The organism is Kitasatospora albolonga (genome assembly GCF_039535905.1).
In the GTDB taxonomy this organism is placed as follows: domain Bacteria; phylum Actinomycetota; class Actinomycetes; order Streptomycetales; family Streptomycetaceae; genus Kitasatospora; species Kitasatospora albolonga.
Genome location: NZ_BAAAYB010000152.1, coordinates 99,549 through 123,780, shown reverse-complemented (window position 1 = coordinate 123,780; position 24,232 = coordinate 99,549). Strand labels below are relative to the sequence as shown.

Here is a 24,232-nt window from a genome sequence, read left to right as displayed (position 1 = left end):
CGAGGAGGCACGGCCATGACGGCCATCCGCGTACTGATCGTGGACGACGAGATCCTGGTCCGCTCCGGCCTCGGCCTGATCGTGGGCTCCGCCCCCGACCTCGAGGTGGTCGGCGACTGCTCCGGGGCCCAGGCCGAGGACCGGGTGACGGCGCTGCGGCCGCACGTGGTGCTGCTGGACATCCGGATGCCCGACCTGGACGGCATCTCGGTGCTCCGCAGGCTGCGCGCCCTGCCGTACCCCCCGGCCGTGGCGATGCTGACCACCTTCGACACCGACGAGTACATCGGCACCGCGCTGCGGGCCGGCGCGGCCGGCTTCCTGCTCAAGGACACCGCCCCCGAGCAGCTGGTGCACGCCGTCCGGGTGCTGGCGGCCGGCGGCAGCGTGCTCTCGCCGACCGTCACCCGCACGGTGATCAGCGGCTACGTCGAGGGCGGCGGCCCGGACGCCGAGGCGGCCGCCCTCACCCGCGGCCTGACCGGCCGCGAGCTGGACGTGCTGGCCCTGCTCGGCGAGGGCCTGTCCAACGCCGAGATCGCCGACCGGCTCTTCCTCGGCACCGGCACCGTCAAGGACCACATCAGCGCCATCCTCGGGAAGCTCGCCGCCGCCAACCGGGTGCAGGCCGCCGTGGTGGCCAACCGGGCCGGGCTGGTCCGCACCCCGCCCCGGCCCGAGGCGTGACCACCCCCGGCCGGGCCCGCCCGGCCTGGCTCAGCGCCCCCTGGACCACCGCGCCCTGGCTGATGCTGCTGCTCCCGGTGCTGGCGGCCGCGGCGGACGCCGCCCTGGTGGCCAGGGACTCCCCCTGGTGGGAGCTGGTGCTCTCGGCCCTCTCCACCGGTGCGCTGGTGCTGCGCCGCCGCTTCCCGGTGCTCACCCTGCTGCTGGTGCTGCCCGGCACCTTCGTCAACTACATCTGGATCGCGCCGATGACCGCGGTCTACTCGGTCGCCGCGCACCGGCCCGGGCTGCGCGCCCCCGTCATCAGCGCCACCGTCCTCTCGCTGGTGGAGTTCTTCCACTGGCCGCTGACCGACCACCCGCTGGCCCTGGACCAGGACAACGCGCTCTACGCCATCCAGTGCGTGATGGTCGGCGCCGGGCCCGCAGCCCTCGGCCTGCTGGCCCGCACCCGGAAGGAACTGGCCGACCGGCTGGCCGAACTGACGGAGGGCCGGCAGCGCGAGCACCGGCTGCTGGCCGAGCGGGTGCTCTCCACCGAACGGGCCCGGCTGGCCCGGGAGATGCACGACGTGGTCTCGCACCAGGTCAGCCTGATCTCGATCCAGGCCGGTGCGCTCCAGGTCTCCGCCACCGACCCGGCCACCCGGGCCACCGCCCGCACCATCCGGGAGCTCTCGGTCCGCACCCTGGACGAGCTGCGCCAGATGGTCGGCGTGCTGCGGGCCGCCGCGCAGGCCCCCGGCGGCGACCGCCTCGCCGAACCGCTCTCCCCGCAGCCCCGGCTGGCCGACCTGCCCCGGCTGATCGAGGGCAGCGGACTGCCCGTCACCAGCGAGCTGGCGGCGGGGGACCGGCCCTGGCCGGAGTCGGTGGAGCGGGCCGCCTTCCGCACCGTGCAGGAGGCGCTCACCAACATCACCAAGCACGCGCCGGAGGCCGCCGTCGAGGTCCGGCTCTGCACCGCGGGCAGCCGGCTGCTGGTCGAGGTCCGCAACGGCCCGCCCGGCCGCCACCCCGAACCCTCCGAGACCCTGCCCGGCGGCGGCCACGGACTGGTCGGCCTGCGCGAGCGGGCCGAGCGCCTCGGCGGCACGCTGACCGCGGGGCCCACGCCCGAGGGCGGCTTCGTGGTCCGGGCGGAGCTCCCGGTCGCGGGGGAGTGAGCCCACCGGGGTGACCCTGGTCACAGGGGCGGGCCTCCGGGGCCCGCCCCTGTGCACCGGAGAACGAGAAAGCCCCGCAGATCCTGAGGATCTGCGGGGCTTCGCTGTGCGCGAGGGGGGAGTTGAACCCCCACGCCCTTTCGGGCACTGGAACCTGAATCCAGCGCGTCTGCCTATTCCGCCACCCGCGCAAGGGTGTTTGTCTTCCGGTCTTCCGACCCGCTCGGCCTGGGCCTTGCTGGTCTTCCGTTCGGCTCCCTCTCGGGCGCCCCTTCCGACATGAGAAACATTAGCACGCCTCCGCCCGAACCTACGAATCCCTTCCCGCGGCACCCCGCAACCGGAGCGGTCGCCCTTCCCGCAGCGCCGCCGGTCGGGGCCGGTCGGGTGCAGGCGAACGGGTGATCGAGGGATGACCACGGGCCCCTGCGGGTAGCCCTGGCTTGCGCCCCGCCGCGCCGGGGGAACCGTGGGGACGGCCCCGGCGTGGATACGATCAGTACGGAAGTACCGCTATCGCGCCCGCGGGCGGCCGGACCGAACGCCCTTGGAAGGGGGTGCCCCACGGTGGGAGTACTGAAGAAGTTCGAGCAGCGGCTCGAGGGTCTCGTGAACGGCACCTTCGCCAAGGTGTTCAAGTCCGAGGTGCAGCCGGTGGAGATCGCCGGAGCGCTCCAGCGGGAGTGCGACAACAACGCGACCATCTGGAACCGCGACCGCACCGTGGTGCCGAACGACTTCATCGTCGAGCTCTCCCCGCACGACCACGAGCGCCTCAGCCCGTACGCCGGGCAGCTGGGCAGCGAGCTGGCCGGCATGGTGCAGGAGTACGCCGAGGCACAGCGGTACAGCTTCATGGGCCCGCTCCAGGTGTCGCTGGAGAAGGCCGACGACCTGGACACCGGGCTCTACCGGGTGCGCAGCCGCACGCTGGCCTCCGAGCAGCCGCCGGCCCAGCCCGCGCCGCCGCAACAGCAGCAGGGCTACGGCCGCCAGCCCACCCCGCCGGCCCCCGGCGCACCGTGGCAGCAGCAGGGCGCGGCTCCGTACGGGGCGCCGCCCCCGCCGGCCGCACCCCCCTCGATGCCCCCGACGCCCCCGCAGGCGGGCGGCGGCAACGTCCGGCCGTTCCCCGGGGCGGGCCACGGCGGCCCGGCCACCCGGCGCTGGATCGAGGTGAACGGGCAGCGGCACCAGATCACCGGGAACGCCTGCGTGCTCGGCCGCTCGACCGAGGCCGACATCCGGATCGACGACCCCGGGGTCTCCCGCAAGCACGCCGAGATCAGGCCCGGGACCCCGGCCATGGTGCTCGACCTGGGATCGACCAACGGCATCGTGGTGGACGGACAGCACACCCAGCGCGCTACGCTCCGCGACGGCTCCAGGATCGTCCTGGGCAGCACCACCATCGTCTACCGACAGGTCGAAGGGTGATCGCCCGGTCATGTCAGAACTGACCCTGACGGTCATGCGGCTGGGTTTCCTCGCCGTGCTGTGGCTGTTCGTCATCGTCGCCGTCCAGGTGATCCGCAGTGACCTGTTCGGCACCAAGGTGAACCAGCGCACCGCCGCGCGCCGCGCGGCCGCGCCGGCCTCCGCCGCCCCCGGCGGGGGGCACCCCGCCCCGCCCCCGCAGGCCGCCCCCGGCCCCGGCCGCCGCCGCGGTGCGCCGACCCAGCTGGTCGTCGTGCAGGGCTCCCTGGCCGGCACCACGGTGGCGCTGCAGGGGCAGACCATCACGCTCGGCCGGGCCCACGACTCCACGATCGTGCTGGACGACGACTACGCCTCGTCCCGGCATGCCAGGATCTACCCCGATCAGACTGGGCAGTGGACGGTGGAGGATCTAGGCTCCACCAACGGCACCTATCTGGACCGGCAGCGGCTCACCGCGCCCACCCCGCTCCAGCCGGGGATGCCGATCCGTATCGGCAGGACCGTCATCGAACTGCGGAAGTAGCGGCGCATGAGGGACAGCACACCGTCCACCCGAAGGAGGGCTCGGACCGCATGACTCTCGTGCTGCGCTTCGCCGCCGGATCGCACAAGGGACTGATCCGGGAGGGGAACGAGGACTCCGGCTACGCCGGCCCCCGGCTGCTCGCGGTCGCCGACGGCATGGGCGGCGCCGCCGCCGGTGAGGTCGCCTCCTCCGAGGTGCTGGGCTCCATCGTCCGCCTGGACGAGGACGTGCCCGGCGCCGACCTGCTGACCCTGCTGAACGACGCCGTGCAGGGCGCCAACGAGCGCCTGCGGCAGATGGTCGAGGACGACCCGCACCTCGAGGGCATGGGCTGCACGCTCACCGCGATGCTCTGGACCGGGCAGCGGATGGGCATGGTGCACATCGGCGACTCCCGGGCCTACCTGCTCCGGGACGGCTCGCTGGCCCAGATCACCCAGGACCACACCTGGGTGCAGCGGCTGGTCGACGAGGGCCGGATCACGCCCGAGGAGGCCGAGACCCACCCGCAGCGCTCGCTGCTGATGCGGGCGCTGGACGGCCGCGGCCAGGTCGAGCCCGACCTGTCGATCCGTGAGGTCCGGGCCGGCGACCGCTACCTGATCTGTTCCGACGGTCTGTCGGGACCGGTCAGCCACCAGACCCTGGAGGAGACGCTCGGGAGCTTCTACTCCCCCGAGCAGACCGTCCAGGAACTGATCCAGCTGGCGCTGCGCGGCGGCGGCCCGGACAACATCACCTGCGTGGTGGCGGACGTCATCGACGTCGGCGCCACCGACCCGCACAGCGCCGGCTACGCCGACGTCCCCGTGGTGGTCGGCGCGGTGGCCGACGCCCCGCCCGCCAACGACCACGCCCTCCCGAACACCGCGGCCGGCCGGGCCGCCGGACTGGGCCGCCCGCAGGGCGCGTTCGGACCGGCCAGCGGCTACGGCCAGCAGGCCGGCTTCGGCCCCGCCGAGGGCTACGGGGCGGGCGAGGGCGCGCCGGACGCGCACGAGCACGGCGGCTACGAGGAGGAGGGGGCGCAGCCCGCCCCGCCCTCGCGGCGCCGGAAGAAGAAGTTCGGCTGGTTCAAGCTGACCCTCACCCTGCTGGTGCTCCTGGGCCTGCTCGGCGCCGGCGGCTACGCGGGCTGGCGCTGGACCCAGGGCCAGTACTACGTGGGCGCCTCCGGCGACTCCGTGGCGGTCTACCGGGGCATCAACCAGAACCTGGCTGGCCTCGGACTGTCGAAGGTCTACCAGGCGCACGCCGAGGTGCAGCTGAAGTTCCTTCCGCCGTACCAGCAGACCCAGGTGTCCAACACCATCCAGGCCAGCAGCCTGGCGGACGCCGAGGAGCAGGTGAAGAAGCTGGGCGCCCAGGCGGAGGTCTGCAAGAAGGTCGCCGCCACCCCGGCCGGCACCGCCCCGACCCTGACCGAGCAGGAGCAGAAGCTGGCCGCCTCCTGCCCGACCCCGTAGTGGCGCCCGCCGCCACCGCGACCCTGATGACCGCAGCGACACCGGCCCCTCCAGCGGGTCCCACAGCCGTCGGGGAGCGGCCGTCAACGTGAGCAGTTTCGACCTGAGCAGTAGTCAGACCGGTGGTGAACAGCGCTCCCGGCGCCGGGAGAACACCACCATCACGCCCCAGGGCGCGCCCAACCGCCGCAACACCGAGCTGGCCCTGCTGGCCTTCGCGGTGCTGCTGCCGATGCTGGCGTACGCCAACGTCGGCCTGGCGATGGACGGCACCCTGCCCGCCGGCATGCTCGGCTACGGCCTGGGCATGGGCGCGCTCGCGCTCGTCGCCCACCTGGTGATGCGGAAGTGGGCGCCGTACGCCGACCCGCTGCTGCTGCCGCTGGCCACCCTGCTCAACGGCCTCGGCGTGGTGATGATCTGGCGGCTCGACAAGGCCGGCAAGGTGCTCTCCAACAACTTCGCGGCCGCGCCCAACCAGCTGATGTGGTCCGGGCTCGGGGTCGCGATGTTCATCGGCGTGATCCTGCTGCTCAAGGACCACCGGATCCTCCAGCGGTACACCTACATCTCGATGGTGGTGGCCCTGGTGCTGCTGGCCGCGCCGGCCTTCTTCCCGAGCCGGGCCGAGGACTTCGGCGCCAAGATCTGGATCCGCTTCGGCGGCTTCTCGATCCAGCCGGGCGAGTTCGCCAAGATCATCCTGACCGTGTTCTTCGCCGGGTACCTGATGGTCAAGCGGGACGCGCTGGCGCTGGCCAGCCGCCGCTTCATGGGCCTCTACCTGCCGCGCGGGCGCGACCTCGGGCCGATCATCGTGGTCTGGCTGCTCTCCATCCTGATCCTGATCTTCGAGACCGACCTCGGCTCCTCCTTCCTCTTCTTCGGCCTCTTCGTGGTGATGCTCTACGTCGCCACCGAGCGGACCAGCTGGATCGTCTTCGGCCTGCTGATGTCGGTCAGCGGCGCGGCCCTGGTGGCCACCTCCGAGCCGCACGTGAAGACCCGCATCGACGCCTGGCTCGACCCGATGGCCGCCTTCAGCCCCACCCCGCCGAAGGGCGCCACCGAGCAGATCGGCCAGACCCTGATGGCCTTCGGCTCCGGCGGGGTCACCGGCAGCGGGCTCGGCCAGGGGCGGTCCTGGCTGATCCAGTTCGCCGCCAAGAGCGACTTCATCCTCGGCTCCTTCGGCGAGGAGCTCGGGCTCACCGGCCTGATGGCGCTCTTCCTGCTCTACGGCCTGGTGGTCCAGCGCGGCCTGCGCACCGCGATCGCCGCCCGCGACCCGTTCGGCAAGCTGCTCGCGGTCGGCCTGTCCTCCGCCTTCGCGCTCCAGGTCTTCGTGGTGGCCGGCGGCGTCACCGGCCTGATCCCGCTGACCGGCATGACGATGCCCTTCCTCGCCCAGGGCGGCTCCTCGGTGGTGGCCAACTGGGCGCTGATCGCCGTCCTGCTCAAGATCAGCGACTCCGCCCGGCGCCCGGCCGCCGAGCCGCAGCCGCAGCCCTCCGGCGGCGAACCCCTGGGCCGTCCGGCGGCCGGCGCACCGCAGCCGACCACCCCGCCGCTCGGCACCCCGCAGCCCGGCACCCCGTCGCTCGGGGGCCAGGCCGGGCCCGGCCCCGAAGGCGTGACCGAACCCATCCGGGGAGCCCACTCGTGAACAAGCCGATCCGCCGGGTCTCGATCTTCTGCCTGGTGCTGGTGCTGGCCCTGATGATCCGGGTCAACTGGGTCCAGGGCGTCCAGGCCGACAGCCTGGCCAACCACCCCAAGAACCTGCGCACCAAGTTCGACCGCTACGCCTACCCGCGCGGCAACATCGTCGTGGCCGGGGGCCAGCCGGTCACCAAGTCGGACTTCGTCAACGGCTACCGCTACAAGTACAAGCGCGCCTGGGTGGACGGCCCGATGTGGGCGCCCGTCACCGGGTACTCCTCGCAGGCCTTCGACACCAGCCAGCTGGAGAAGCTGGAGGACGGCATCCTCTCCGGCTCCGACTCCCGGCTGTTCTTCCGCAACACCCTGGACATGCTGACCGGCAAGGAGAAGCAGGGCGGCGACGTGGTCACCACCCTCAGCCCCAAGGCGCAGAAGGCCGGCTTCGACGGGCTCGGCGACAAGAAGGGCGCCGTGGTCGCGCTCGACCCGCGCACCGGCGCGATCCTCGCGCTGGTCTCCACGCCCTCCTACGACCCCGGCAGCTTCGCCGGCACCGGGGACGCCGACTCCAAGGCCTGGAACGCGCTGCAGGCCGACGCCAACAAGCCGATGCTCAACCGCGCGCTGCGCGAGACGTACCCGCCCGGCTCGACCTTCAAGCTGGTCACCGCCGCGGCCGCGTTCGAGAGCGGCAAGTACCAGAACGTGACCGACGTCACCGACACCCCGGCCAAGTACCTGCTGCCCGGCACCAACACCGAGCTGAAGAACGCCAGCGCCAACGAGCCCTGCGCCAACGCCACCGTCCAGGACGCCATGGACCTGTCCTGCAACACGGTCTTCGGCAAGATCGGCGCCGAGGTCGGCGGCGACAAGCTGCGCGCCCAGGCGGAGAAGTTCGGCTTCAACAACGACCAGGTCGACGTCCCGATCCGGGCCGCCGAGTCGACCTTCCCCACCGGCTCCAAGCCGGACGGCACCGCGATGGACGCGATCGGCCAGCACGACACCCGGGCCACCCCGCTCCAGATGGCCATGGTCGCCGCCGCCATCGCCAACGACGGCCGGCTGATGCAGCCGTACATGGTGGACGAGGAGCGGGCGGCCAACCTGACCACCATCTCCAAGCACACCGAGCGCCAGCTGGGGCAGGCCGTCACCCCGTCCACCGCGCAGAAGCTCCAGCAGCTGATGGAGAGCGTGGTCGCCAACGGCACCGGCACCAAGGCCCAGATCAAGGGCCTGAAGGTCGGCGGCAAGACCGGCACCGCGCAGCACGGCGTGGACAACAAGGGCCTGCCGTTCGCCTGGTTCATGTCCTACGCCAAGGCCGACGACGGCCGCTCGGTCGCGGTCGCGGTGGTGGTCGAGGACGGCTCCAACGAGCGCGACGAGATCTCCGGCGGCGGTCTCGCCGCGCCGATCGCCAAGGCCGTGATGCAGGCGGCGCTGGAGCGCTGACCCGGGGGTGTCGGCGTGGTCGGAACGAGGCCCGTTCCGGCCACGCCCCTGTCAGAATGGGGCCCGGCCGGAGGATACCGGTCTGGTCTCATCCGGCAGCCCGTTCCGGTCGCCCCAGGTTGGGCAGGTAGCGTATCCGCAAGCAGCGGGTCTACCCGCCGCCCGTCCGCGGCCCCGGCCGTGGGGTCGGTCACGGAAACCGGCACGGCGGCGCGGGCGTCCAACACAGCGTGCGGGGACAACCTACGTGACATCCTCACCTGCCGGTGAGGGAGAGGGTCGGAACTATGGAAGAGCCTCGTCGCCTCGGCGGCAGGTACGAGCTCGGCGGCGTCCTAGGACGCGGCGGCATGGCCGAGGTGTACCTCGCCCATGACACCAGGCTCGGCCGCTCCGTCGCCGTGAAGACGCTCCGTGCCGACATGGCCCGCGATCCGTCGTTCCAGGCCCGGTTCCGCCGCGAGGCCCAGTCCGCGGCCTCGCTGAACCACCCCGCGATCGTCGCCGTGTACGACACCGGCGAGGACTACATCGACGGGATCTCCATCCCGTACATCGTGATGGAGTACGTCGAGGGCTCCACCCTGCGCGAGCTGCTGCACTCCGGGCGGCGGCTGCTGCCCGAGCGCGCGCTGGAGATGACCATCGGCATCCTCCAGGCCCTCGAGTACTCGCACCGCGCCAACATCGTCCACCGCGACATCAAGCCCGCCAACGTCATGCTGACCCGGCAGGGCAACGTCAAGGTGATGGACTTCGGCATCGCCCGCGCCATGGGTGACGCCGGCATGACGATGACCCAGACCTCGGCCGTCATCGGCACCGCCCAGTACCTCTCCCCGGAGCAGGCCAAGGGCGAGACCGTGGACGCCCGGTCCGACATCTACTCCACCGGCTGCCTGCTCTACGAGCTGCTGACGCTCCGTCCGCCGTTCGTCGGCGACTCCCCGGTCGCGGTCGCGTACCAGCACGTCCGGGAGGAGGCCATGCCGCCGTCCTCCTACGACCCCGAGGTCCGCCCCGAGGTCGACGCGATCGTGCTGAAGGCGCTCACCAAGGACCGCGAGTACCGGTACCAGAGCGCCGCCGAGATGCGCGACGACATCGAGCGCTTCCTCGACGGCCTGCCGGTCGCCGCCGCCCAGCAGGCCGCCGCCTTCGGCATGGCCGGCCAGGGCTACGGCTACGACCAGCAGGGCTACCCCGCCGGCCAGCACGACCCGTACGGCCAGACCAACCTGCTGCCGCAGCAGGGCGCGGCCGGCCCTACCACCATGCTGCCGCAGGTCGGCAACCAGCAGCCCGGGTACGACAACTACAACGGCGCCGGCGGCAACGGCGGCTACGACGAGTACGGAAACGGCGGAGGCGGCGGGCGGCGCTCCGAGCAGCCGCGCAAGAGCAGCAACACCTCCTGGGTGCTGCTGGCCATCGCGGCCGTGCTGGTGCTGGTCGGCGCCTACTTCGTGGTGGACGCCGTCATGATCAAGCCCGGTGGGCGCAACGGCGACAAGGTCGCGGTGCCCAACCTGGTCGGCCAGACGCTGGACGACGCCAAGCTCAAGGCCGCCAACGTCAACAGCAAGCTCGTGGTGGTCACCGGGTCCGAGATCGCCTGCCCCGACGCCTCGGTGAAGAAGGGTCAGGTCTGCACCCAGAACCCGACCGCCACCACCCAGGTCGCGCCGGACACCCAGATCACCGTCCAGCTCTCCACCGGGCCGACCGCCGCGGACCTCCCCGACGTCACCGGCAAGGACCTGGACGTCGCCAAGGAGACCATCACCAAGGCCGGCTTCACCGTCGGCAAGGTCAGCTACGAGAACAGCGACACCGTCCAGCAGAACAAGGTCATCTCCCAGGACCCCTCGGCGGGCAAGGCCACCCCCAACAGCGCGATCAACCTGACCGTCTCCTCCGGCCAGACCAAGGTCGCCGTCCCCGGCGTGATCAACCAGACCGAGGCCGCCGCGCGCACCGCCCTGGAGGCGGCCGGCTTCACGGTGGAGGTCAAGAACACCCCCACCCCGGACACCACCAAGATCGGCCAGGTCTACAACCAGGACCCCAAGGGCAACCAGAAGGCCGCCCCCAACTCCAAGGTGACGATCTTCGTCTACAAGGCCCAGGACAAGGTCACCGTCCCGCCGCTGGAGAACGTCGTCCTCAAGGACGCCATCAAGCAGCTCGACCAGGCCGGCCTGGGATACGACTTCCTGTTCGGCCCCCAGGACCCGACCGCGATCGTCGTCAGCGCCACCCCCGGCGCCGGCAACCAGGTCGACCCGAGCACCAAGATCATGCTCACCACCAAGGCCGCTCCCCCCAAGCCCACGAACTCCTCGTCCCCGCCTCGCTGATCCACCCCGAGGGGCCCGCCGCACCCACCGTGCGGCGGGCCCCTCGGCGTTCCACCACTACCGCCGCCTACGCCGCCGCTCCCCCGGCCCGCGCGCGGCGAGCACGGGGAGCATCACCAGCTGCAGCTCCCGGATCTCCGCCAGCTCCTCCCGCAGCCCGGACAGCTCGTACCGCCACTCGGCCGCACCCGCCACCGCCCGCTCCGCGAGGTCCAGCAGCTCCCGGCGGACCGCCTTCGCCACCGTGCTCCCGCGCAGCAGCATCCCGACGACGAGGACGGCCCGGCGGGGGAAAATCCCAACCCCTCGTCCCGGCACCGACCGTTCCTTCAAGTTGAAGGAAAGAAACTCTCGCAGGTCAGCGCCCTTGAGCACGCGGTGACCGTGCTCGGCCAGCTCCGCCCGGTGCCGGTACACCAGGCTGTCCACAGCCTTTTCCCCAACCCCGTAGTAGTCGGCGATCATCCTCGCCGTCACGTGCACGCCGTCCGGGAGCAGCACCAGCGCCTTCACCCGGTCCAGCGCCTCGACCCGGTCGGCCATCCAGGTCAGCGCAGTTCCGGCGGCGGGGTGCGGTGGCCGTCCACGGGGTCGGTGCGGACCAGGGAGCCCCAGACGGCCATGCGGTAGCGGGAGGTGTAGACCGGGGTGCAGGTGGTGAGGGTGATGTAGCGCCCGGGGGTGGTGTACGGGGAGCCCTTGGGGACGGGGGCGACGATGCCGGTGTCGTACTTGGAGGTCTGGGGGAGGAGGCCGTCGACGCGGTAGACGTACCAGGCGTCGCGGGTCTCGACCACGATCGGGTCGCCGACGGCGAGGGCGTCGAGGTCGTGGAAGCGGGCGCCGTGCCCGTCCCGGTGCGCGGCGAGCGCGAAGTTGCCCTCCGAGTCCCAGGGCATCGCGGAGCGGTACGGCTGGTCGTAGACCCCGGCCACGCCCTCGTTGAGGACGTCCGGTTCGGTGCCCATCCGGATCAGGGTCTGCCGGGCCGCCCCGAGGGCGGGGACGTGCAGGAAGCCGATGCCGTCCCCGGCCGCGTACGCGGGCGGTGCGGGTTCGGCCCCGGGCGTGGCGGGGGCCGCCGCGGTCCAGCTGTCCCTGAGCCGGTCCCCCGCGGTGCCGGCCTGACGGTCCGCCACCACCCCGGTCCACCAGAGGGAGTAGCCGACGAAGAGGCCGAGCACCACTCCGGCGGTGATCAGCAGTTCCCCGACCACCCCGAGCAGGACGGCCGTGCGGCCGCGCCGTCGCGGGGGTTCGGCGGCGGTGGCCCCGTCCGGCTGGATCTCCACCGCGCGCCTCCTCCTGACGACCGGTCAGCCGGCCAGTGCGGCGGGCTGCCCCTGACTCCTCGGCTTCTCCTCGACCATCTTGCCAAAGACGATCAGCCGTCCCCGGGCACTGAACTCCGGCGTGCATGTCGTGAGGGTGATGTACCGCCCGGCCTCCTTGAACGGGGAGCCGTTGGGGATCGGACGGATCACCGAGACGTTGGTCGGCGGGGTCTCCGGGATGCCCCCGGCCACCTGGTACGTGTAGTACGCCGTCGCGGTCTCGACCACGATGCTGTCCCCCGGCACCAGTTCGCCGATCTTCCGGAACGGCTGGCCGTGGGTGGTGCGGTGCGCGGCGACGGCGAAGTTGCCCGCCTTGTCGGTGGGCATCGCGGTGCCGGTGTAGTGGCCGACCAGGCCCTTGTCGAGGACCTTCTGCTTGTCGGTGCCCTCGGCGATCGGGTACGTGAGGCCGAGCTTGGGGATGTGGATGATCGCGAAGCCCTTGCCGGGCTCGAAGGCGGTGGGCTGCGGTGCCGGGGCGGCGCCGGAGGCCGGGGCGGTGCCCTGCTGGCCGGCGGCCTGGTCCCACTGCTGGGTGAGGGCGTCGCGCTCGCCGCTGGCGGCGTTGTCGGCCTGCACGTTGGTCCACCAGAGCTGGTACGAGACGAAGAGCAGCATCACCAGCCCGAGGGTGATGAAGAGCTCGCCGAGCACCCGGGCGGCGACCACCCGCTTGCGCTCCGGGGGCCGGGCGACGGGCGTCGCGGGGCGGCCCGCGGCCCGCCGCCGGCCGTTGCCCGAGCCGACGGTGGTGCGGCGCCGGTCGGCCCGGCGTCCGGGCGGCGGCAGCACGGCACCGCCGTCCGGCACCACCCGCAGCTGCATGGTGGAGTCGTCCGCCACCGGCCCCGGCTGCCCGTACGGGGCACCGCCCCGGCCGTACGGAGCGTCCTGCCCGTGGGGGGGCTCCCTGCCCGTGGGAGGCACCGCCCGGCCCGTACGGGGCAGCGCCCGGCCCGTGCGGCGGCTGCCCGCCCCAGCCCGGCCCGTCCCGGCCCGGCCCGGCCGAGGGCGGAGCGGCCTGCTCGTAGACCCCCCAGTCGCCCGGCCCGCCGTCGGCGCCGTCCGGTGCGCGCCCCTCCGGGCGTACCGCCGTCACGGCCTCAGCCCCGGCCGATCACCGGGGCGAGGCCGGCCGAGCGGCCGACCGCCTCCGGGAATCCGCACTCGGCCAGCCAGTTGGCGAGCATCCGGTGGCCGCCCTCGGTGAGCACCGACTCGGGGTGGAACTGCACGCCCTCGACCGGCAGCTCCCGGTGCCGCAGGCCCATGATCACTCCGCTCTCGGTCTCGGCGGTGACCTCCAGCTCCGCGGGCACGGTGCCGGGCTCGACCGCGAGCGAGTGGTAGCGGGTGGTGGTGACGGGCGAGGGCAGGCCGGCGAAGACGCCGCCGTCCCGGTGGGTGACCGGGGAGGTCTTGCCGTGCAGCAGTTCGGGCGCCCGCCCGACCACCGCGCCGTAGGCGACCGCGATGGACTGCAGGCCCAGGCAGACCCCGAACAGCGGCAGCCCGACGGCGGCGCAGTGCCGCACCATGTCGACGCAGACCCCGGCCTCCTCCGGCGAGCCGGGGCCGGGGGAGAGCAGCACCCCGTCGTAGCCGGTCTCCCCGTCGCGGTGGACGGCCCGGTCGACGGTCAGCTCGTCGTTGCGGACCACCTCGCAGGTGGCGCCGAGCTGGTACAGGTACTGGACCAGGTTGAAGACGAAGCTGTCGTAGTTGTCCACCACGAGAATCCGGGGCGGGCTGCCTGCGGCGGTCATCCGTGCACTACTCCTGGGCTGGGTGCTGGTGGGGCGGGCCGCCCGGCCCGCCAAGCGGTCCGGTGGGTGCTGTCCGGTGGGGTGCTGACGGCGGCTCAGCCGACGCCCGCGCCGCCCTCGTCCACTGTGACGTCGCCGAAGGGGAGCAGCGGTTCCGCCCAGGGGAAGACGTACTCGAAGAGGACGTAGACGGTCCCGAGCACCAGCAGGAGGGCGAGCACGGCCTTGACGAAGGCGTTGCCCGGCAGCAACCGCCAGATCCAGCCGTACATGGTGCTCCTCCGGGTATCGGGTCCGGTACAGATTAGACGGCCGACGCGGGGCGGAAGGCGGCCAGTGCCATTACTGACCGGAAGCGGTGTGCAGGTCGACCGTTCCGGTGTACCCCGGGACCGTCAGGTCGCCGCTCTCCTGGACCTTCCAGCCCAGTCCGTAGGCGGCCACGTAGCCCAGGTAGTTGGCGATGGTCGGGTCGGCGTCCACCGCTGAGCGCAGCCTGTCGGTCCTCCCGACCGCCTTGACGACGTACGGCGGGGAGTAGACCCGGCCCTGGAGCAGCAGGGTGTTGCCGACGCAGCGGACGGCGCTGGTCGAGATCAGCCGCTGGTCCATCACCTGGACGCCCTCGGCGCCGCCGCGCCAGAGCGCGTTCACCACCGCCTGGATGTCCTGCTGGTGGATCACCAGGTCGTTGACGCCCGGCTCGGGGATGCCGGGCAGCTTGGCGGTGGCGCCGGGCGGGGCGTCGTTGAGGGTGACGGTGAGCCCGGGGCCGCGCAGCTCCTGGAGGCCCGCCTGCTGCTGGAGCAGGGCGAGCCGGTTGCTCTCGGCCGGGCTGGGGTTGCGCTGGGCGGTGAGCTCGTCCACCCGGTTCTGGAGTCCGGCCAGCTCGCTCTGCGCCGCCTGGTTCTGCGAGGAGCGCTGCTCTATGACGTCGCTGAGCCGCAGCAGGGAGTTGTCGGTGCGCAGATCGGTGCCCCGGGCGGTGTCCGCGCTGATGTAGAAGAGGAGACCGGCCATCGCGAACACGGTGCAGGTCAGGGCACGTCCGACAATTCGGGTGCGCGGAGGGCGTCCGGACGCATCGGGGGAGGGAATCGTGGAATTCGGCACCGTACCCTTATCTCCTTACGACCCGGCGAGCCACTACGCTAACGGACGCCGGAGGCGCGTGCGGAGCACCCCACGCGCGGGCCGGCCCCCACAGTCGCCCATCCCCGCTGCACCCTGCGCGGTCACAGCGCATCGACAGGAGAGCCTCTCGTGCCGAAGTCTCGACTCCGCAAGAAGTCCGACTACACCCCGCCGCCGTCCGGCACGACAGCGGTGAAGATCAGTTCCGGACGCGGCTGGGTGGCACCGCTGATGCTCGTGCTGTTCCTGGTGGGTCTCGTCTGGATCGTCACCTACTACGTCACCAGCGGCACCTGGCCGGTGAGCAGCTGGGGCAACTGGAACATCCTGGCCGGCTTCGGCTTCATCGCGGCGGGCTTCGGCGTCTCCACCCAGTGGAAGTGACGTCCCACCGCTGACGAACCGTCAGGCACCGCTCCGGGGCGCCCCGGAGCGGTGTTTCGCGCTGCCCCGGCCCGGGCCGCCCGTCCATACCATCGGGTTGTCCACACGGTTATCCACACTGGGGAAAAGTCACCCACACCTGTGGATAACTTTTCTGTTCGAGGCCCGTCAGATTCTCCGAATTCCCCTCGAATTCCCAGCGGGACGCGCGTAGACCGGCCTTTCCCCAGCCCCCTGCCGTACCGGCTGTGCACAGCCCGGTGCGCTCTGTGGACAACCGTGCGCGCCGTCAGCCGCTCAACTGCGCCGTGTGGACCACGACCACCAGCAGCGCGGCCGCCACCACCCCGGCCACGGTCAGCCCCTGCACCAGGTTCCGGTGGGCCCGGGGGGCGTACATCAGCCCGACCCCGGTGACCACGCCGGCGAGCAGGCCGCCGACGTGCGCCTTCCAGTCGATGACGACGCCGGAGAGGTTGGGCCGGGCCAGCGCGAAGGTGATCACCAGGTTGACCACCAGCAGGGTCATCACCGGGCGCAGCGGGGCCCGGTTCGCCTTGAACAGCACCACCGTCGCGCCCAGCAGCCCGAAGATCGCCCCCGAGGCTCCGACCGACTCCACCCGCACCCCGCCGAGCGCGTAGGTGCAGGCTCCCCCGGCCAGGCCGGAGGCGACGTACAGCCCGAGGAAGCGCCACCGCCCGAGCACGCGCTCCAGCTGCGGCCCCAGCACCCAGAGCGAGACCATGTTCAGCGCCACGTGCATCACCCCGGCGTGCACGAACATCGCCGTCACCAGCCGGTACCACTCGTGCGGCCCGGCGGCCAGGCCGTCCGGCCGGTACGGGTAGGAGACGCTCCACAGCTCCAGGTCGGCGCCCAGCTCCGGCCGCAGGTACTCGGTGAGCAGGAAGACCAGCAGGTTGAGCCCGATCAGCACCTTGGTGACCAGCGCCCGGTCCAGCGCCGGCGCCCCGCCGTACCGGGTCCGCGCCTCGCGGGCGCCCTGGTGGCCCTCCCGGACGCACTCCGGGCACTGGAAGCCCACCGAGGCGCTCACCATGCAGTCGGGGCAGATCGGCCGCCCGCAGCGGGCGCAGCCGATGCCGGTCTCCCGCTCGGGGTGCCGGTAGCAACCGGGCAGCCGGTGGCCCTCCTCCGGTGCCGCGCCGGCCGGTACGTCGGGACCCATCACGCTCTCCTCGCTCGCCGCCGCCGGAACTGCCAGGCTACTGCTGACGCCCCGTCAGCCCCTCGTGATCGTGACCGACTCGATCACCACGTCCTCGACCGGGCGGTCGTCGCCGCCGGTCGCGGTGCCCGCGATCTCCAGCACGACCTTCCGGCTGTCCGGGTCGGTGACCTCGCCGAAGATCGTGTGCTTGCGGGTCAGCCGGAGGGCCGGCTCGACGGTGATGAAGAACTGGGAGCCGTTGGTGCCCGGCCCGGCGTTGGCCATGGCCAGCAGGAACGGCTTGGTGAAGGCCAGTTCGGGGTGGAACTCGTCGGCGAAGGCGTAGCCCGGGCCGCCGGTGCCGGTGCCCAGGGGGTCGCCGCCCTGGATCATGAAGCCCTTGATCACCCGGTGGAACACGGTGCCGTCGTACAGCGGGGCCGAGGACGGCTGCCCGGTGCGCGGGTCGGTCCACTCGCGGGTGCCCTCGGCCAGCTCGACGAAGTTCGCCACGGTCTTCGGAGCGTGGAACGGCAGGAGCTTCACCACGATGTCACCGCGGTCGGTCCTCAGGGTGGCTATCAGGTCTCCCACGGCGCGGCGCTCCTCGTCTGTGCGGATCGGACCCCGGAATCATCCCACGGTCCGTCAGCCGTACGGCCTCGCCGGACCGGTCCGCCGACCCGCGTCCGGACCAACCCGACGCGCCACGGAACAGAACGACATGCATGATCTCGAAACAGGTGGAAATGTGCATAACGGACGCCACCGAGGAGGAGAAACCCGTGACCCGTTTGGACACCGCCCGAGAAACGGCCGACAAGGCCAGGGAGACCCTCGCGCCCTATGCCGCCACCGCCAAGGAGACCGCGCTGACCTACGCGGAGGAGGCCAGGCACCGGATCGGCCCGCACCTGGAGGCGATCGGCCCCAAGGCGAGCGAGAAGGCGGGCCAGGCCGCGCAGGCCGCCCGGGTGCAGTACGCCAAGCACCTCGCCCCGCAGCTGGAGCACGCCTTCGGCGCCCTCCCGCCGCACGCCCAGCAGTCCACCCTGAAGGCCGTGCACCGGGCCCAGGAGGCCGCGCTCTCCGCCAAGCTCTCGGCCGGCAAGGCCGTCGGCCAGGCCCGCGGCGCGGTGCTTCCCCGGGTCGCCGACGCCCGGGCCGCGCTCGGCCCGGCCGCCCAGGAGGCACAGAACCGCGGTGCCGCCGCCCTGACGGCCCTTCAGGGCCACGTCAGCTCGGCCGAGATCAGCGACCTGGCGGCCCGCAACGTCAAGCGCGAGCAGCACCCGCACCGGGGCCGCGGCCTCGGTCTGGCGCTGACCGGGGTGCTGACGATCGCCGCCGGCCTGGCCGCCTGGAAGTGGTGGCGCGGCCGCGGCGAGCCCGAGTGGCTGGTCGAGCCGCCCGCCGCCGCGCGCGAGGAGGAGCACCTGAACGGCGCCTCGGCGGCCCCCAAGCCCGGCCCGCCGCCCGGCCGCCACGCGGCGCCCGCCCCCGGCCCCGCGCCGGAGGCCCCGGCGGCCCCCGAGGACCACCCGAAGGGCTCCCCCGTCCCGGACGACCGCCCCAAGCCGCACGACCCGCGCAAGCCCCACTGACGGGCCGGGGAAAACGCGGAAGGCCGCTGACCTGATACCAGGTCAGCGGCCTTCCGTCCTACGCACGGTGGAGCTTAGGAGACTCGAACTCCTGACATCTGCCTTGCAAAGGCAGCGCTCTACCAACTGAGCTAAAGCCCCGTGCAGCGAAGTGCTGCGCACCAGACTACCCGCTCCCCGGGCCGGCCGGGCCTCTCGCCCGGACCGGCCTCGCGGGAGCGTCGCGTCAGCGGCCGGCCGGGACCGGGTCGGTGGCCTCGGTCCACAGGTCCTGCTCGGCGCGGTCCGCCTGCACCTGACGGTAGACAAAGAAGCCGCCGAGGGCGACCAGGGCGACCAGGAGGAGCTTCTTCACCGCGGGACCTCGTCCTTCTTGCTGGGGAACGGGCCCTGACCACGGACCCTCGGATGTTGCGGGCACCTACCGGCGGTCTCGCCGTTCGGACCGCCTCCGGCCGATGATACACATCGGTAACCACCTCCCGGGCGCCCCCGCGAGTCGTCAACCGCCCGGCCCGCGCCAGGGATTGACGCCGTGCCTCCTGTCGTACCAACTACCGCTCGGGCATCCTCAGCACCGCGCGGCCGCCCTCCAGGTCCACCGTGGAGCGCGGCGGCGCCCCGTCGCCCTCCTCGTCGCGCAGCATCAGCGTGCTCCGGCGCTGCTCGAGCTCGTGCTGCTTGCCGGCGGCGAACTGCGCGTGCAGCTGCTCGAATCCGGTGGCCGAGACCTGCCCCTCCCGCCCCGTCCCCCGCCACGGCAGCCAGGACGCCCGGCGGGCCCGCAGCGCCAGCTGGTCCACGAAGGCCAGCAGCACCAGCCCGACCACCAACCCGGGAAGGCTCATCACCCAGAACATCTCCACCCGGCCAGCCTACGGACCGGGCGGGAACGTCAGAAGGCCCGGAGTGGAAATCCACTCCGGGCCTTCTGCGCCGGTGGGCCTAACAGGACTTGAACCTGTGGCCTCTTCCTTATCAGGGAAGCGCTCTAACCGTCTGAGCTATAGGCCCTTGCCGCACTCAAAGATTAGCGGACCGTCGGCCGATCTCCCAAATCCGGGTCGGCGGGGTGCAGCTCAGGGGCCCCGGAGAGCCACTGCGGACGGGTGGCGGGCAGGTGGCTGGCGCCCTCCGGAGTGGTCCGGACGGCGAGCACCTGGTTGATCCCGATCCGGTTCTGCTCGAAGGCCAGCGCGGAGGCGGCCATGTACAGGCGCCAGACCCGGGCCCGCCCCTGGCCGGCCAGCCGGACCGCCTGCGGCCAGTTCGCCTCCAGGTTGGCCACCCACTCGCGCAGCGTCAGGGCGTAGTGCTCGCGCAGCGACTCGACGTCCCGGACCTCGAAGCCGGCCTCCTCCAGGGCGGAGACGGTGGCGCCGACCGGCGAGAGCTCGCCGTCCGGGAAGACGTAGTGCTGGATGAACGGGCTGGGCCGGTACGGCTCGCCGGGCCGGTCGGGGCGGCGGGCGATCTGGTGGTTCAACAGGCGGCCGCCCGGGGCCAGCAGTTGCAGCAGGCCCTCGGCGTAGACCTGGTACTGGGCGGTGCCGACGTGCTCGGCCATGCCGACGCTGGAGACGGCGTCGAAGGGGCCGTCCGTGATCTCCCGGTAGTCCTGGAGGCGCACCTCCACCCGGCCGCCCAGACCGGCCGCCAGCACCCGCTGGCGGGCCAGCGCGACCTGCTCCTCGGAGATGGAGACGCCGACCGCCCGCACGCCGTAGTGCTCGGCCGCGTGCAGCAGCAGCGAGCCCCAGCCGCAGCCGACGTCCAGCAGCCGCATCCCGGGCCGCAGGCCCAGCTTGCGGCAGATCAGGTCGAGCTTGGCGGTCTGGGCCGCCTCCAGGCTCTTGGCCTCGGGCTCCCAGTAGGCGCAGGAGTAGACCATGGTGGGGCCGAGCACCAGGCCGTAGAACTCGTTGCCCACGTCGTAGTGGTGGCTGATCGCGGCCCGGTCGCGGCCGCGGCTGTGCAGCCGGCCGCCGCCGAGGCGGGCCTCCTCGGCCGGGGGAGCGGGCTGCGGGGCCAGCACCCCGGCGCGCAGCAGCAGGCCCAGCAGGCGGCGCCCGGCGGGGCCGAGGGCGTCCTTGGGACCGAGGGCCAGGGTGGCGATCTCGGGGCGCTCGGCGAAGCGGGCGGCCAGCGAGAGGACCTCGTACAGGTCGGTGCCGGGGGCGGTGTCCAGGTCGCCGGAGACGTAGGCCCGGGCGAGGCCCAACTCACCGGGCTGCCAGAGCAGGTGACGGAGCGCCCGGCGGTTGCGCAGGACCAGCTGCGGGGCGTCGGCGGGGCCGGCCTGGCTGCCGTCCCAGAGCCTGATCCGGAGCGGGATCCGGGAGCCGAGGACATCCTCGACCGAGCCGAGCAGTTGTGTGGCGAGCTGAGCCATGGCACGCACCTCCGACCGACGGGGCAGGACGTTGCTGAGTCTGCCCCGTGTCGGCTCCAAGCCAACACAGCCCGGCCGGGACTCCGTCAGGTGACGCGCCGTGTACGAGGCGCCTGTCACCCGAACGCTCCGGGCCGGGCTGGTGCGGGTGCGAACTGACGGATGGTCAGCACACGGACGGACGGTCCGGTCAGTCCTCCTCGGCCAGGGTCAGCTCGACCCCGCCGGTGAAGCCGGCCGCGGTGTTGTAGATGAAGGCGGAGAGGGTGGCCAGCGCGGTCATCAGGACCACGTCCACCACGGCGATCAGCGAGGTGAACATCATGACCTTGCCGAAGCCGATGTAGTCCATGAGGTCCACGCCGCCGGTGGTGTCCGACCCGGTGACGTCCTTCAGGGTGCCGCCGAGCGAGTCGAAGACGCCCAGGCCGTCCAGGGTCATCCAGAGCACCGCGGTGGCGACGATGATGATCACGCCGACCGCCAGCGAGAGCAGGAAGGCGACCTTCATCACCGACCACGGGTCGGCCTTGGTGATCCGCAGCCGGGCCTTGCGGGTCCGCCCGGTGGCCGAGGGCGGCGCCTGGCCGGGGCGGCGGGCGGCGCCGCCCACCTTGGTGCCCCGGGGCGGGGTCTGCTGGCCCTTGGTGTAGGTGGTCGGCTGGGAGAAGCCGCCCGCGCCCGGGGCGGGCTGTGCGGGGGGCGGCGGGACCGCCCCGGCCTGCCCGGCCGCACCGTAGGACGCGCCGCCCGCCACCGGCGGCATCAGCGAGGTCGAGGCCGAGGAGTGTCCGTCCGGCGCGCCGGGGACACCCGTCGGGCGGGGCGGCACACCGGCCACGCCGCTGGCCCCGCCGTAGGACGCACCGCCACCCGGCAGCCCGCCCCCGGCACCGCCCGCAGCACCCGTGGCTCCACTCACCCTGGTCCTCCCGCAACTCACCCGTCAGGACGGGTGTCCGCCCTGCTCATGTACGTCTCCAGCGCCCGGCGGGATTGCCCGGAACTGTTCGGCGGCCGGTGCCCTCCCGGCTGGGGAGGGCACCGGCCACCGGGGCGGTCAGTCCTGCTCGGCCGGACCGTCCGCCGTGGTCTCCGCCTGGGCCGTTCCGTCGGGCTCGGTGCCCTCCTCGACGGCCTCCTCGTCGTCCGCCTCCGCGTTGCGGGCCATGCCCACCACCGCGTCGCGCTTTCCGAGGTTGATCAGTTGGACGCCCATCGTGTCACGTCCGGTTTCACGGACTTCGGAAACCCTGGTCCGGATGACGCCGCCCGAGAGGGTGATCGCCATGATCTCGTCGCTCTCCTCGACCACCAGGGCGCCGACCAGCGAGCCCCGGCCCTCGACGATCTTCGCCGCCTTGGTGCCGAAACCGCCGCGGCCCTGGACCCGGTACTCGTCCACGCCGGTGCGCTTGGCGTAGCCGCCGTCGGTCGCGGTGAAGACGAAGGTGCCCGGCCGGACCACGTTCATCGAGAGCAGCTCGTCGTCCTCGCGGAAGGCCATGCCCTTCACGCCCGAGGTGGCCCGGCTCATCGGCCGGAGCGCCTCGTCGGTGGCGGTGAAGCGGATCGACTGGGCCTTCTTGGAGACCAGCAGCAGGTCGTCCTCGGCGGAGACCAGCTCGGCGCCGATCAGCTCGTCGTCCTTGCCGTCCTCGTCCTGCCGCAGGTTGATCGCGATCAGGCCGCCGGAGCGGGGCGAGTCGTAGTCCTTGAGCGGGGTCTTCTTCACCAGGCCGCCGCGGGTGGCCAGCACCAGGTACGGCTTGTCCTCGTAGGTGCGGACCGCCATCACCTGGGTGATGTGCTCCTCCGGCTGGAAGGCCAGCAGGTTGGCCACGTGCTGCCCGCGGGCGTCCCGGCCGGCGTCGGGCAGCTCGTAGCCCTTCGCCCGGTAGACACGGCCCTTGTTGGTGAAGAACAGGATCCAGTTGTGCGTGGTGGTCACGAAGAAGTGGTCGACGATGTCGTCCTGCTTCAGCTGCGCGCCGCGCACGCCCTTGCCGCCGCGCTTCTGCGAGCGGTACAGGTCGGACCGGGTGCGCTTGACGTAGCCGCCACGGGTGATCGTGACGACGATGTCCTCCTCCGCGATCAGGTCCTCGACGGACATGTCGCCGTCGAAGGGGATCAGCGTGGAGCGCCGCTCGTCGCCGTACTTCTCGACGATCGCGGTCAGCTCCTCGGAGATGATCTCGCGCTGACGGGCCGGCGAGGCCAGGATCGCGTTGTACTCGTTGATCTTGGCCTGCAGCTCGTCGTGCTCGCTCAGGATGCGCGCGCTCTCCAGCGCGGCCAGGCGGCGCAGCTGCATCTCGAGGATCGCGTTGGCCTGCAGCTCGTCGATGTCGAGCAGGTCCATCAGGCCGGTGCGGGCCGCGTCGGCGCTGTCCGAGGCGCGGATCAGCGCGATCACCGCGTCGATCTGGTCCAGCGCCTTGAGCAGCGCGCGCAGGATGTGGGCGCGCTCCTCGGCCTTGCGCAGCCGGAAGGTGGTCCGGCGGACGATCACGTCGACCTGGTGGTTGACCCAGTGCCGGATGAAGGCGTCCAGCGACAGCGTGCGCGGCACCCCGTCGACCAGGGCCAGCATGTTGGCGCCGAAGTTGGTCTGCAGGTCGGTGTGCTTGTACAGGTTGTTCAGCACGACCTTGGCGACCGCGTCGCGCTTGAGCACGACCACCAGGCGCTGGCCGGTCCGCGAGGAGGACTCGTCGCGGACGTCGGCGATGCCGGCCACCCGGCCGTCCTTGACCAGGTCGGCGATCTTCAGCGCCAGGTTGTCCGGGTTCACCTGGTACGGCAGCTCGGTGATCACCAGGCACTGGCGGCCCTGGATCTCCTCGACCTCGACCACCGCGCGCATGGTGATCGAGCCGCGGCCGGTGCGGTACGCGTCCTCGATGCCGCGGCGGCCGACGATCAGCGCGCCGGTCGGGAAGTCCGGGCCCTTGATCCGCTCGATCAGGGCGTCCAGCAGCTCCTCGTTGGAGGCCTCGGGGTTCTCCAGCGCCCAGAGCGCGCCGGAGGCCACCTCGCGGAGGTTGTGCGGCGGGATGTTGGTGGCCATGCCGACCGCGATGCCGGTGGCGCCGTTGATCAGCAGGTTGGGGATGCGGGCCGGCAGGACGGTCGGCTCCTGCGAGCGGCCGTCGTAGTTGGCGGCGAAGTCGACGGTCTCCTCGTCGATGTCGCGCATCATCTCCATGGCCAGCGGCATCATCTTGCACTCGGTGTAGCGCATGGCCGCGGCCGGGTCGTTGCCCGGCGAGCCGAAGTTGCCGTTGCCGTCGACCAGCGGCATCCGCATCGACCACGGCTGGGCCAGCCGGACCAGGGTGTCGTAGATCGAGGTGTCGCCGTGCGGGTGGTAGTTGCCCATCACGTCGCCGACCACGCGGGCGCACTTGTAGTAGCCCTTCTCGGGCCGGTAGCCGCCGTCGTACATCGCGTACAGCACCCGGCGGTGCACCGGCTTGAGGCCGTCGCGCACCTCGGGCAGCGCGCGGCTCACGATCACGCTCATCGCGTAGTCGAGGTAGGAGCGCTGCATCTCGGTCTCGAGCTCGATCGGCTCGATCCGCAGCGCGGTGCCGGTGCTCTCCGGCGCTTCGTCGCCCTCGGGACGGTTGTCGTCGACCACTGGTCGTCAGGTTCCTTTCGCGTG

Annotated in this window: 23 protein-coding genes and 3 tRNA genes; 10 read left to right on the top strand and 16 right to left on the bottom strand. The window is 72.3% G+C overall.

Annotation, left to right across the window (positions count from 1 at the left end; all coding sequences use genetic code 11):
* Positions 1-15 precede the first annotated feature (15 nt).
* A complete protein-coding gene (locus ABD946_RS39395; RefSeq protein ID WP_345290555.1) occupies positions 16-687 on the top strand; it encodes a response regulator in 672 nt (223 codons plus the stop codon).
* Entirely contained in the window at positions 684-1,853 is a 1,170-nt protein-coding gene (locus ABD946_RS39390) for a sensor histidine kinase (protein WP_345290554.1), read from the top strand. Before ABD946_RS39395 ends, ABD946_RS39390 begins: the two co-directional genes overlap by 4 nt.
* Before the next feature lie 107 nt (positions 1,854-1,960).
* Here ABD946_RS39390 and ABD946_RS39385 read toward each other — a convergent pair.
* A tRNA-Leu gene (locus ABD946_RS39385) sits at positions 1,961-2,044 on the bottom strand.
* Positions 2,045-2,420: 376 nt separating this feature from the next.
* Between ABD946_RS39385 and ABD946_RS39380 the strand changes: the two genes are divergently transcribed.
* The 6 genes from ABD946_RS39380 (at position 2,421) to pknB (ending at position 10,771) form a co-directional block, all read left to right on the top strand.
* A complete protein-coding gene (locus ABD946_RS39380; RefSeq protein ID WP_345290553.1) occupies positions 2,421-3,290 on the top strand; it encodes an FHA domain-containing protein in 870 nt (289 codons plus the stop codon).
* 10 nt (positions 3,291-3,300) lie between these two features.
* Positions 3,301-3,816, top strand: a complete 516-nt coding sequence (locus ABD946_RS39375) for an FHA domain-containing protein FhaB/FipA (protein WP_345290552.1) — start codon at positions 3,301-3,303, stop codon at positions 3,814-3,816.
* Positions 3,817-3,866: 50 nt separating this feature from the next.
* On the top strand, positions 3,867-5,285 hold the full coding sequence (locus ABD946_RS39370) for a PP2C family protein-serine/threonine phosphatase (protein ID WP_345290551.1): 1,419 nt from the start codon (positions 3,867-3,869) through the stop codon (positions 5,283-5,285).
* Positions 5,286-5,388: 103 nt separating this feature from the next.
* Positions 5,389-6,951 carry an FtsW/RodA/SpoVE family cell cycle protein gene (locus tag ABD946_RS39365; RefSeq protein WP_380149531.1) on the top strand — a complete coding sequence of 521 codons (1,563 nt, stop codon included), beginning with the start codon at positions 5,389-5,391 and terminating at the stop codon, positions 6,949-6,951.
* Positions 6,948-8,411 carry a peptidoglycan D,D-transpeptidase FtsI family protein gene (locus ABD946_RS39360; RefSeq protein WP_345290550.1) on the top strand — a complete coding sequence of 488 codons (1,464 nt, stop codon included), beginning with the start codon at positions 6,948-6,950 and terminating at the stop codon, positions 8,409-8,411. Before ABD946_RS39365 ends, ABD946_RS39360 begins: the two co-directional genes overlap by 4 nt.
* A gap of 287 nt (positions 8,412-8,698) precedes the next feature.
* Entirely contained in the window at positions 8,699-10,771 is a 2,073-nt protein-coding gene (pknB, locus tag ABD946_RS39355) for a Stk1 family PASTA domain-containing Ser/Thr kinase (RefSeq protein ID WP_345290549.1), read from the top strand.
* Positions 10,772-10,828: 57 nt separating this feature from the next.
* On the opposite strand, the gene ABD946_RS39350 is transcribed toward pknB, so the two are convergent.
* The 6 genes from ABD946_RS39350 to ABD946_RS39325 form a co-directional block, all read right to left on the bottom strand.
* Positions 10,829-11,314 carry a hypothetical protein gene (locus ABD946_RS39350; RefSeq protein ID WP_345290548.1) on the bottom strand — a complete coding sequence of 162 codons (486 nt, stop codon included), beginning with the start codon at positions 11,312-11,314 and terminating at the stop codon, positions 10,829-10,831.
* A gap of 5 nt (positions 11,315-11,319) precedes the next feature.
* Positions 11,320-12,063 (bottom strand): class E sortase, encoded by a 744-nt coding sequence (locus ABD946_RS39345; protein WP_345290547.1) that lies wholly within the window; start codon positions 12,061-12,063, stop codon positions 11,320-11,322.
* 24 nt (positions 12,064-12,087) lie between these two features.
* Complete coding sequence (locus ABD946_RS39340; protein ID WP_345290546.1) at positions 12,088-12,951, bottom strand: class E sortase; 864 nt, start codon at positions 12,949-12,951, stop codon at positions 12,088-12,090.
* 260 nt (positions 12,952-13,211) lie between these two features.
* Positions 13,212-13,874 (bottom strand): aminodeoxychorismate/anthranilate synthase component II, encoded by a 663-nt coding sequence (locus ABD946_RS39335; protein ID WP_345290545.1) that lies wholly within the window; start codon positions 13,872-13,874, stop codon positions 13,212-13,214.
* Between the two features lie 95 nt (positions 13,875-13,969).
* A complete protein-coding gene (locus ABD946_RS39330; protein WP_345290544.1) occupies positions 13,970-14,146 on the bottom strand; it encodes a hypothetical protein in 177 nt (58 codons plus the stop codon).
* A gap of 70 nt (positions 14,147-14,216) precedes the next feature.
* Positions 14,217-14,972: a DUF881 domain-containing protein gene (locus ABD946_RS39325; RefSeq protein WP_345290568.1), complete on the bottom strand. Its 756-nt coding sequence runs from the start codon at positions 14,970-14,972 to the stop codon at positions 14,217-14,219.
* Between the two features lie 165 nt (positions 14,973-15,137).
* Between ABD946_RS39325 and crgA the strand changes: the two genes are divergently transcribed.
* Positions 15,138-15,392: a cell division protein CrgA gene (crgA, locus tag ABD946_RS39320; RefSeq protein ID WP_345290543.1), complete on the top strand. Its 255-nt coding sequence runs from the start codon at positions 15,138-15,140 to the stop codon at positions 15,390-15,392.
* A 289-nt stretch (positions 15,393-15,681) separates the two neighbouring features.
* Here the strand turns inward: crgA and ABD946_RS39315 are convergent, their stop codons facing one another.
* Both ABD946_RS39315 and ABD946_RS39310 read right to left on the bottom strand, forming a co-directional pair.
* The gene (locus ABD946_RS39315; protein ID WP_345290542.1) at positions 15,682-16,584 is read right to left on the bottom strand and encodes a rhomboid family intramembrane serine protease; all 903 of its coding nucleotides are present in this window, start codon (positions 16,582-16,584) and stop codon (positions 15,682-15,684) included.
* Between the two features lie 54 nt (positions 16,585-16,638).
* On the bottom strand, positions 16,639-17,160 hold the full coding sequence (locus tag ABD946_RS39310; RefSeq protein WP_345290541.1) for a peptidylprolyl isomerase: 522 nt from the start codon (positions 17,158-17,160) through the stop codon (positions 16,639-16,641).
* Positions 17,161-17,351: 191 nt separating this feature from the next.
* Between ABD946_RS39310 and ABD946_RS39305 the strand changes: the two genes are divergently transcribed.
* The gene (locus ABD946_RS39305; RefSeq protein ID WP_345290540.1) at positions 17,352-18,170 is read left to right on the top strand and encodes a DUF5324 family protein; all 819 of its coding nucleotides are present in this window, start codon (positions 17,352-17,354) and stop codon (positions 18,168-18,170) included.
* Between the two features lie 68 nt (positions 18,171-18,238).
* Here the strand turns inward: ABD946_RS39305 and ABD946_RS39300 are convergent.
* The 7 genes from ABD946_RS39300 to gyrA all read right to left on the bottom strand — a co-directional run bounded on the left by ABD946_RS39300 (position 18,239) and on the right by gyrA (position 24,208).
* A tRNA-Ala gene (locus ABD946_RS39300) sits at positions 18,239-18,311 on the bottom strand.
* A gap of 85 nt (positions 18,312-18,396) precedes the next feature.
* The gene (locus ABD946_RS39295) at positions 18,397-18,525 is read right to left on the bottom strand and encodes a DLW-39 family protein (protein WP_014137031.1); all 129 of its coding nucleotides are present in this window, start codon (positions 18,523-18,525) and stop codon (positions 18,397-18,399) included.
* Positions 18,526-18,724: 199 nt separating this feature from the next.
* On the bottom strand, positions 18,725-19,030 hold the full coding sequence (locus tag ABD946_RS39290) for a DUF6191 domain-containing protein (RefSeq protein WP_345290567.1): 306 nt from the start codon (positions 19,028-19,030) through the stop codon (positions 18,725-18,727).
* Between the two features lie 80 nt (positions 19,031-19,110).
* Positions 19,111-19,184, bottom strand: a tRNA-Ile gene (locus ABD946_RS39285).
* 16 nt (positions 19,185-19,200) lie between these two features.
* Complete coding sequence (locus ABD946_RS39280) at positions 19,201-20,562, bottom strand: class I SAM-dependent methyltransferase (protein ID WP_345290539.1); 1,362 nt, start codon at positions 20,560-20,562, stop codon at positions 19,201-19,203.
* A 190-nt stretch (positions 20,563-20,752) separates the two neighbouring features.
* On the bottom strand, positions 20,753-21,484 hold the full coding sequence (locus tag ABD946_RS39275) for a DUF3566 domain-containing protein (RefSeq protein WP_345290538.1): 732 nt from the start codon (positions 21,482-21,484) through the stop codon (positions 20,753-20,755).
* A 138-nt stretch (positions 21,485-21,622) separates the two neighbouring features.
* Positions 21,623-24,208: a DNA gyrase subunit A gene (gene gyrA / locus ABD946_RS39270; protein WP_345290537.1), complete on the bottom strand. Its 2,586-nt coding sequence runs from the start codon at positions 24,206-24,208 to the stop codon at positions 21,623-21,625.
* Between the last annotated feature and the right edge of the window lie 24 nt (positions 24,209-24,232).

Excerpts from the sequence above, each read along its gene's own strand:
- ABD946_RS39395 (WP_345290555.1), top strand. The coding sequence starts at position 16 with ATGACGGCCATCCGCGTACTGATCGTGGACGACGAGATCCTGGTCCGC.
- ABD946_RS39375 (WP_345290552.1), top strand. The coding sequence starts at position 3,301 with ATGTCAGAACTGACCCTGACGGTCATGCGGCTGGGTTTCCTCGCCGTG.
- ABD946_RS39370 (WP_345290551.1), top strand. The coding sequence starts at position 3,867 with ATGACTCTCGTGCTGCGCTTCGCCGCCGGATCGCACAAGGGACTGATC.
- pknB (WP_345290549.1), top strand. The coding sequence starts at position 8,699 with ATGGAAGAGCCTCGTCGCCTCGGCGGCAGGTACGAGCTCGGCGGCGTC.
- ABD946_RS39350 (WP_345290548.1), bottom strand. The coding sequence starts at position 11,314 with ATGGCCGACCGGGTCGAGGCGCTGGACCGGGTGAAGGCGCTGGTGCTG.
- ABD946_RS39335 (WP_345290545.1), bottom strand. The coding sequence starts at position 13,874 with ATGACCGCCGCAGGCAGCCCGCCCCGGATTCTCGTGGTGGACAACTAC.
- ABD946_RS39330 (WP_345290544.1), bottom strand. The coding sequence starts at position 14,146 with ATGTACGGCTGGATCTGGCGGTTGCTGCCGGGCAACGCCTTCGTCAAG.
- ABD946_RS39315 (WP_345290542.1), bottom strand. The coding sequence starts at position 16,584 with ATGGGTCCCGACGTACCGGCCGGCGCGGCACCGGAGGAGGGCCACCGG.
- ABD946_RS39290 (WP_345290567.1), bottom strand. The coding sequence starts at position 19,030 with ATGTTCTGGGTGATGAGCCTTCCCGGGTTGGTGGTCGGGCTGGTGCTG.
- ABD946_RS39280 (WP_345290539.1), bottom strand. The coding sequence starts at position 20,562 with ATGGCTCAGCTCGCCACACAACTGCTCGGCTCGGTCGAGGATGTCCTC.